We start from the raw sequence: 7,012 nt of genomic DNA, 5'->3' as shown, positions 1-7,012 counted from the left end.
GGCTTCGATGGCGTTCAGGTCTTCGATGGTGCGGTAAACGAAGCAGTCCTGGCTATCCGAGCCTTTAATCGGCGGGATCCACGGATAGGAGCCGGTGGCCATGATCAGCTTATCGTAATAGACGGTGCGGCCGGTGTTGGAGTGGATGACCTTCTCGTCGCGATTGATGGTGATAGCGCGTTCGCCGATCAGCACCTTCACGCCGTGTTTTTCGTAAAAGCCTTCGCGCACCAGCGACAGCTCTTCGGCGGTGTGGTGAGAGAAGTAGGAAGAGAGGTGTACGCGATCGTAAGCGATGCGCGGCTCTTCGCAAAATACGGTGATCTCGAATTGGTCTTTGTCTGCTTTATCCAACAGATCTTCGATGAACCGGTGGCCGACCATGCCATTGCCGACGACGGCAAGTTTGACTCTGCTCATTATTGCCTCAAAATTCTGGTTTCCTAGGGTTACCTTATCCCTCCCGATGAGCAATTTATTGATGCAAATCAAGCACACTCCCATATACCTCCAATGTGGTATATGAATGATTTTTCACGTTTTTTGATAAGTTGCGGATTTTATTCATCTTTAGCTGAAGCGAGTCAGTTTGCAGGTAAATTACCCCGCAGGGAGTAAACGCAGGGGGTAGGCACGACACGGCGACTTTGTCAGCGCGATCCGCTGCCAGTATGATGAAGAAAACCAGCGCAACGGCAGAGGTGAAGGGTGGCGAAACGTCCATTGAAGTTTATCGACAACCTGCGTTTAAGCGGGCATGAAGGATTGTGGCAACTGGCGATCGAGCAGGGGCGCATCGCGCATCTGGTGCCGCAGCCGGAAGGACAGGAGTGGCGCAGCGACGTGTTGGATGCGCAGGGCGGGCTGGCGCTGCCGGCGTTCGTCGAACCGCATATCCACCTGGATACCACGCAGACCGCCGGTCAGCCGGCCTGGAACCAGTCCGGCACGCTGTTCGAGGGCATTGAGCGCTGGGCCGAACGCAAAGCGCTGTTGACCCATGAAGACGTCAAACAGCGCGCCTGGCAAACGCTCAAGTGGCAGATCGCCAACGGCGTGCAGTATGTGCGCACCCACGTCGACGTTTCCGATCCTACGCTGACCGCGCTGCGCGCCATGCTGGAGGTGAAGCAGGAGGTGGCGCCCTGGGTGACGCTGCAGATCGTCGCCTTTCCGCAGGAGGGGATCCTTTCCTATCCCAACGGCGAAGCGCTGCTTGAAGAGGCGCTGCGGCTGGGGGCCGACGTGGTGGGCGCCATTCCGCACTTCGAATTCACCCGCGAATACGGCGTGGAGTCGCTGCATAAGGCGTTCGCGCTGGCGCAAAAATACGATCGGCTGGTGGACGTGCACTGCGACGAGATAGACGACGAGCAATCGCGTTTCGTCGAAACCGTGGCGGCGCTGGCGCTGAAGCTGGAGATGGGGGAGAAAGTCACCGCCAGCCACACCACGGCGATGCACTCTTACAACGGCGCTTACGCCTCGCGGCTGTTCCGCCTGCTGAAAATGTCCGGCATCAACTTCGTCGCCAACCCGCTGGTGAACATTCACCTGCAGGGCCGTTTCGACAGTTACCCGAAACGGCGCGGCGTGACCCGAGTGAAGGAGATGTTGGAGGCGGAGATCAACGTCTGCTTCGGCCACGACGACGTGTTCGATCCCTGGTATCCGCTCGGCACCGCCAACATGCTGCAGGTGCTGCACATGGGGCTGCACGTGTGCCAGCTGATGGGCTATGGCCAAATCGACGATGGGCTGAAGCTGATCACCCACCACAGCGCGCGCACGCTTAACCTGAGCGACTACGGCCTGGCGGCCGGCAACAGCGCCAACCTGGTGATCCTGCCGGCGGAAAGCGGTTTCGACGCGGTGCGCCGCCAGACGCCGGTGCGTTATTCGATTCGCCAGGGCGCGGTGATCGCCGAAACGCGGCCGGCGGAAACCACGCTGCATTTGCAGCAGGATGAGACGGTGGATTTTCGGCGCTAAGGCGCAAAAAAAGGGCGCCTTGCGGGCGCCCTTGATGTATTTGATACGAAGAAATCAGTGCGTCACGTGACCGTGGCTGCGGTGCTTGGTCACGAAGCCCAGCAGCAGACACATCACGAATACCGCCAGGTACAGGCCGTTGGCGGTAGTCAGCGCCGCGTGCGCGCCGCCTTTCGCCACGATCGGGCCGGTGACCACGAAGGTCAGCATGGTGCCGATGGTGCCGCAGGTCAGGATAAAGTTGACCAGCTTCGGCGAGGAGACCTTGGTCTGCAGCGAGCCGAGGGTGATCAGCGTGGTGTAGATGGCGCTGGAAACGAAGCCCAGGGCCATGATGTAGTAGCCCAGGTGTTCCGGATTATCGGTGCTGACGAACAGGTACATCGCGCCGGTAGCCAGCGCGGCCAGTACGGTGACGATGCGCTGCAGATCGAAGAAGCGCAGGATGAAGCTGAACACCCACATGCCGACCATGTAAGAGGTCCAGAAGTCGCTCACCAGCTTACCGGCCTGGCCGATGTCCATGTTGAACGACTTGGTCGCGTACTCAGGCACCCACTGAATGAAGCCCAGCTGGCCGAGGATGTAGCACAGCGCGGCGATCGACAGGAACAGCACGCCGATGCCCCATTTTTCTTTCTCGACCGGTTGACCGGCATCGGCGCCTTTCTTGCCCAGCACCGGGAATTCGGAGCACAGGGTCAGCACGAAGATCGCCACGTACAGCAGGCCGATGCAGGCATAAACCCAGTACCAGCCGATATGGCGGGCCAGCAGCATCGCGGCGACGATCGGGAAGATCATCCCGGCCATGCTGAAGAAGGAATCGGTGAACAACAGGCGCGAACCGCGCTGGCGGCCGGCATACATGTGGGTGATCAGGAAGGTGCCGATCGACATGGTGATGCCGCTCACCACGCCGAGGATAAACATGCACAGCGAGAACATGGTCAGGCTCTTGCCGAGCATCAGCCCTGCGACCGCCAGCACCATCAGGACAAAGCCGAAGATCAACTGACGCTTCAGCGGGATGATTTCCATCAGCCAGGCATTAAGGAAGATCGAAATCAAAATACCGGCGTTGAGGAAAGTAAAGGTGTTACTCATGCTGGAAACCGGCAGATTAAAGTACTCTGCAATGTTTCCCATCACCATCCCTGTGACGATCACTAAAGCACCGGTCAGCGCGTACGAAAAGAAGCTGATCCAGGTAAGCCGTATGCGGTTACTGTCATTCATTGTATAGGCCTGAATATGTCTGTTAGAGGTTTTAACGCTGGCATAAGGCCGCTGGCTTTTCCTGGCAAACGCAGAAAAAAGTCCCGATCAGGCCACCAGGGGGCGGATCCTAGCACAGACAACGGGATTTTTTGTGATGGCTGTCGATTTTTTGATGCAACCCATGAAGAGATGATACGCATTATTGTGATCTATTTGCGTGCCGTCACAATGGAATCACGGCTGATGATCGTCGGCTCAAACCGGTGCGCCGGGGTGGCGGGGTCGATCAGCCTGCGCGCCGCGTATTGGGCCATTTCGCTGATGGGAAAATGTACGCTGCTCAACGCCGGGCGCACGAAAGGTGCGCGTTCGCCGCTGTCGTAACAGATCAAGGAGATATCCTGCGGTACCCGCAGGCGGTGCTCGTTGATCGCCAGCAGCGCGCCGATCGCCATCTCTTCGTTGCAGCAGTAGATGGCGCTGGGCCGTGCGGTTTGCTGCAGCAGGTGATCGGCGCAGCGGTAACCGCTTTCCAGATCGTAGACGCCCTCCAGACAGGCCACCGGCTCGATATTCGCCGCCTGCATCGCCTCTTCAAACCCCTGCAGCCGCAGGCGGCTCGACGGGCGCTCGCGCGGGCCGCTGATGCAGGCGATGCGCCGGTGCCCGGCGTCGAGCAACTGCTGCGTCGCCATGCGGCTGGCGAGCGGGTGATCGAAGGTGACGCAGCGGTCTTCCAGCCCCGGCACCAGACGATCGAGCAACACGAAATCACGTTGTTCCGCCGCCAGCTGGCGCAGCCGATCGTCACTGAGAAAACGCACGTGCAGGATCACGCCGTCGCAGCGCAGGCTGAACAGCCGTTGCACCGCCTGCCATTCGTTTTCGGCGCTGTTGCGGCCCTGGGTCACCAGCAGCTGCTTGCCGTGGGATTCGGCCTCGGTCTGCACGAAGTCCATCAGCGCGCCGAAGAAGCCGCCGCGATACGACGTGGTCACCAGCCCGAGGGTATTGCTGTGGCTGGAGGCGAGCGCGCGGGCCGCCGGGTTGGGGGTATAACCGAGCTGGGCGACGGCGCGTTCAACCTTCTCGCGGGTCGGCGCCTTGACGTTGCTGTCGCCGTTCACTACCCGCGATACGGTGGCGCGCGATACGCCCGCCAGCGCCGCGACATCTTCCAGTGTCACCATCGTCCAACTCCTGATTACGGCTAAAAAAATGGGTTCGGCGTGCCGAACCCCTGTCATACCGCGCAGGCGCTTACCTGAACTGCGGCAAGTACGGCGCGTTTATCGTCAACACCTCGTCCAGCAACGGCTGTGCCAGGTTGGCGTTGCCCACCAGCGGGTTGGCGATCAGCGCCAGCAAGCCGCTGCGGCGATCGCCGTGCACCGCGGCCTCGATGGTCAGGCGTTCGTAGGCTTTCACCTGCTGCGTCAGCGCCTGCATCGGCTCCGACAACGGGCCGAACGTCAGTGGATGCGCGCCTTGGGCATCGACGATACAGTTGATTTCTATCACAGCATCGTCCGGCAGGCCATGGATCGCGCCGCGGTTTGCGGTGTTGACCACTAATTGCGTGCCGAGATTATTATGGATAGCACGAATCAGCTCCAGCGCAACCTCGGAATAGAAAGAACCGCCGCGGAAGCTGAGCTGTTCCGGTTTCGTGTTCAACTGCGGATCGGCATACAGCTCGAACAGCTCTTTCTCCACCTGCATCACCTGCTCGGCGCGGGTGCCGCGCTCGCCGGCGGCGGCCATCTCTTCCGCCAGCATCTCACGGGTCTGGTAAAAATAGCGGTGGTACGGGCAGGGGATCGCGCCGAGCGCGCGCAGGAAGTCCGGCTGCCAGGGCTCTTCCTTGATGTTGTTCATGGTCAGCGCCGCGCCGTCGCACAGCATGTCGATCACGTTGCCGGTGACGTCGCGCCCCTGCTGCGTGACCTGATGCACCCAGACCATGTGATTCAAACCGGCGAACCGCAGCTGCACGTCGGCGTAAGGCGCCTGCAGCATGTTGGCGATCATGTGATGCATGCTGATCGGCACGTTGCACAGGCCGATGATCTTCGCTTTGGTAAAGCGGGACACCGCCTCGGTGACGATGCCTGCCGGGTTGGTGAAGTTGATGATCCAGGCGTCCGGCGCCAGCTTTTCCACCCGACGGGCGATATCCAGCATCACCGGAATGGTGCGCAGCGCCTTGGCGAAGCCGCCGACGCCGGTAGTCTCCTGGCCGAGCAGCTGGTATTTCAGGCCCAGCCGTTCATCGGCGGCGCGCGCCGGCAGTTGCCCGACGCGGAACTGGGTCAGCACGAAAGCGGCGCCGCGAATGGCGTCGTCCAGCGCGAAGTGCACGCTGACCTTCACCTGTTCCAGCCCGTGGCGCGCCAGCATGCGGCGGGTCAGAGCGGCGATGGTTTCCACTTTTTGCCGGCCCGGCTCGACGTCCACCAGCGCCAGTTCGGTGACCGGCAGCTCCTCGATGCGCTGGATCAGCCCATCGACCAGTTCGGGAGTGTAGCTGCTGCCGCCGCCGATCACCGCGATTTTGAGCGTGCTCATTGGCGGCCCTCCGTTTGCGACTGACGGCGATAGAGCTCGATCATGTCGTCGGCCAGATCCTGGATCACCATGGCGTTCATCAGATGATCCTGCGCATGTACCGTGATCAGGTTGATCGCCAGCTTGCCGCAGCCTTCGTCCAGGCCGATCAGCTCGGTCTGGATCAGGTGCGCTTTCTTCACCCATTCTTTGGATTCGGCCATGTGTTTGGCCGCGGCGGCGAAGTCGCCGGCGCGCGCTTGCCGCAACGCCATCAACGCATTGCTGCGCGCGCTGCCGGAGAACACCAGCAGTTCCATGATGGTGCTTTCAAACTCGGGGCTGACTTCAGTCATCAATTCACTCACGTCATTTCTCCAGGGGTTGCGCGGCGACGCCGCCGTGGGATGCTTCAGTATCCGTTCCTTTATAATGAGAGCGCTCTCATTTATGTAGAGTAACGACAATGCGTGTGCAAACTGGGAGGCAGATCGCAAAAACCGCCCCGGGGCGGCACGGGGCAAAAAATGCGTGATGCGGTTGGCAAAAAAGCCTTCTGCGCCCATACTTTCCGCAGCAAAATTCAGGGCCGCCTAGGATATGTCCCGTAATTGGGTAAATATAGGTAAATGGCTGGCACTTGCCGATACAGCTCTTTAGAATCAAAGCGCTTTTCCGTTGTTTGTCTCTCAGAGAAAGGACCCGTTAATGTTCAAACGTACTTTAGTGACCTTCGTCGCGCTGTGTTCCCTGTCCGCAGTGGCACCAGCCGCACTCGCCGCCGGTGAGACCCACGTCATGCTGACGACCTCGGCGGGGAATATCGAATTGGCGCTCGACAGCCAGAAGGCACCGGTTTCCACCCAGAACTTCGTCGATTACGTGAACAGCGGGTATTACAACAACACCATTTTCCACCGCGTGATCCCGGGCTTCATGATCCAGGGCGGCGGGTTCACCGCTGACATGCAGCAAAAATCCACCAAGGCGCCAATCAAGAACGAAGCCGACAACGGCCTGCGCAACCTGCGCGGCACCATCTCGATGGCGCGCACCGCCGACAAGGACAGCGCCACCAGCCAGTTCTTCCTGAACGTGGCGGATAACGCCTTCCTGGATCACGGCCAGCGCGACTTCGGCTACGCGGTGTTCGGCAAAGTGGTGAAAGGCATGGACGTGGTGGACAAGATCGCTCAGGTGCCAACCGGCAACGTCGGCCCTTACCAGAATGTGCCGACCAAACCGGTGGTGA

7 protein-coding genes are annotated in these 7,012 nt (G+C 60.1%); 2 read left to right on the top strand and 5 right to left on the bottom strand.

Annotated elements, in window-relative coordinates:
• Window positions 1-420: FAD-dependent oxidoreductase (locus ADK28_RS04505; protein WP_161802693.1), on the bottom strand; the 420-nt coding region annotated here is incomplete at its 3' end.
• Between the two features lie 303 nt (window positions 421-723).
• Between ADK28_RS04505 and ADK28_RS04495 the strand changes: the two genes are divergently transcribed.
• Complete coding sequence (locus ADK28_RS04495; protein WP_227414677.1) at window positions 724-1,992, top strand: cytosine deaminase; 1,269 nt, start codon at window positions 724-726, stop codon at window positions 1,990-1,992.
• Between the two features lie 54 nt (window positions 1,993-2,046).
• Here ADK28_RS04495 and tsgA read toward each other — a convergent pair whose 3' ends face one another.
• The 4 genes from tsgA to ADK28_RS04475 form a co-directional block, all read right to left on the bottom strand.
• Complete coding sequence (tsgA, locus tag ADK28_RS04490) at window positions 2,047-3,231, bottom strand: MFS transporter TsgA (RefSeq protein ID WP_004930336.1); 1,185 nt, start codon at window positions 3,229-3,231, stop codon at window positions 2,047-2,049.
• A 191-nt stretch (window positions 3,232-3,422) separates the two neighbouring features.
• Entirely contained in the window at window positions 3,423-4,403 is a 981-nt protein-coding gene (locus tag ADK28_RS04485) for a LacI family DNA-binding transcriptional regulator (protein ID WP_016930354.1), read from the bottom strand.
• Window positions 4,404-4,473: 70 nt separating this feature from the next.
• Window positions 4,474-5,781 carry a 6-phospho-beta-glucosidase gene (locus ADK28_RS04480; RefSeq protein ID WP_048794994.1) on the bottom strand — a complete coding sequence of 436 codons (1,308 nt, stop codon included), beginning with the start codon at window positions 5,779-5,781 and terminating at the stop codon, window positions 4,474-4,476.
• On the bottom strand, window positions 5,778-6,116 hold the full coding sequence (locus ADK28_RS04475) for a PTS lactose/cellobiose transporter subunit IIA (protein WP_016930352.1): 339 nt from the start codon (window positions 6,114-6,116) through the stop codon (window positions 5,778-5,780). Before ADK28_RS04475 ends, ADK28_RS04480 begins: the two co-directional genes overlap by 4 nt.
• A 352-nt stretch (window positions 6,117-6,468) precedes the next feature.
• Between ADK28_RS04475 and ppiA the strand changes: the two genes are divergently transcribed.
• A partial coding sequence (gene ppiA, locus ADK28_RS04470) for a peptidylprolyl isomerase A (RefSeq protein WP_048794997.1) occupies window positions 6,469-7,012 on the top strand: 544 nt, incomplete at its 3' end.

Source organism: Serratia sp. 506_PEND, from assembly GCF_001076875.1.
GTDB lineage: Bacteria > Pseudomonadota > Gammaproteobacteria > Enterobacterales > Enterobacteriaceae > Serratia > Serratia marcescens.
Note: the sequence above shows the minus strand (reverse complement) of the source record. Positions and strands in the feature narration are given on the sequence as shown.

Excerpts from the sequence above, each read along its gene's own strand:
- tsgA (WP_004930336.1), bottom strand. The coding sequence starts at position 3,231 with ATGAATGACAGTAACCGCATACGGCTTACCTGGATCAGCTTCTTTTCG.
- ADK28_RS04485 (WP_016930354.1), bottom strand. The coding sequence starts at position 4,403 with ATGGTGACACTGGAAGATGTCGCGGCGCTGGCGGGCGTATCGCGCGCC.
- ADK28_RS04480 (WP_048794994.1), bottom strand. The coding sequence starts at position 5,781 with ATGAGCACGCTCAAAATCGCGGTGATCGGCGGCGGCAGCAGCTACACT.
- ADK28_RS04475 (WP_016930352.1), bottom strand. The coding sequence starts at position 6,116 with ATGACTGAAGTCAGCCCCGAGTTTGAAAGCACCATCATGGAACTGCTG.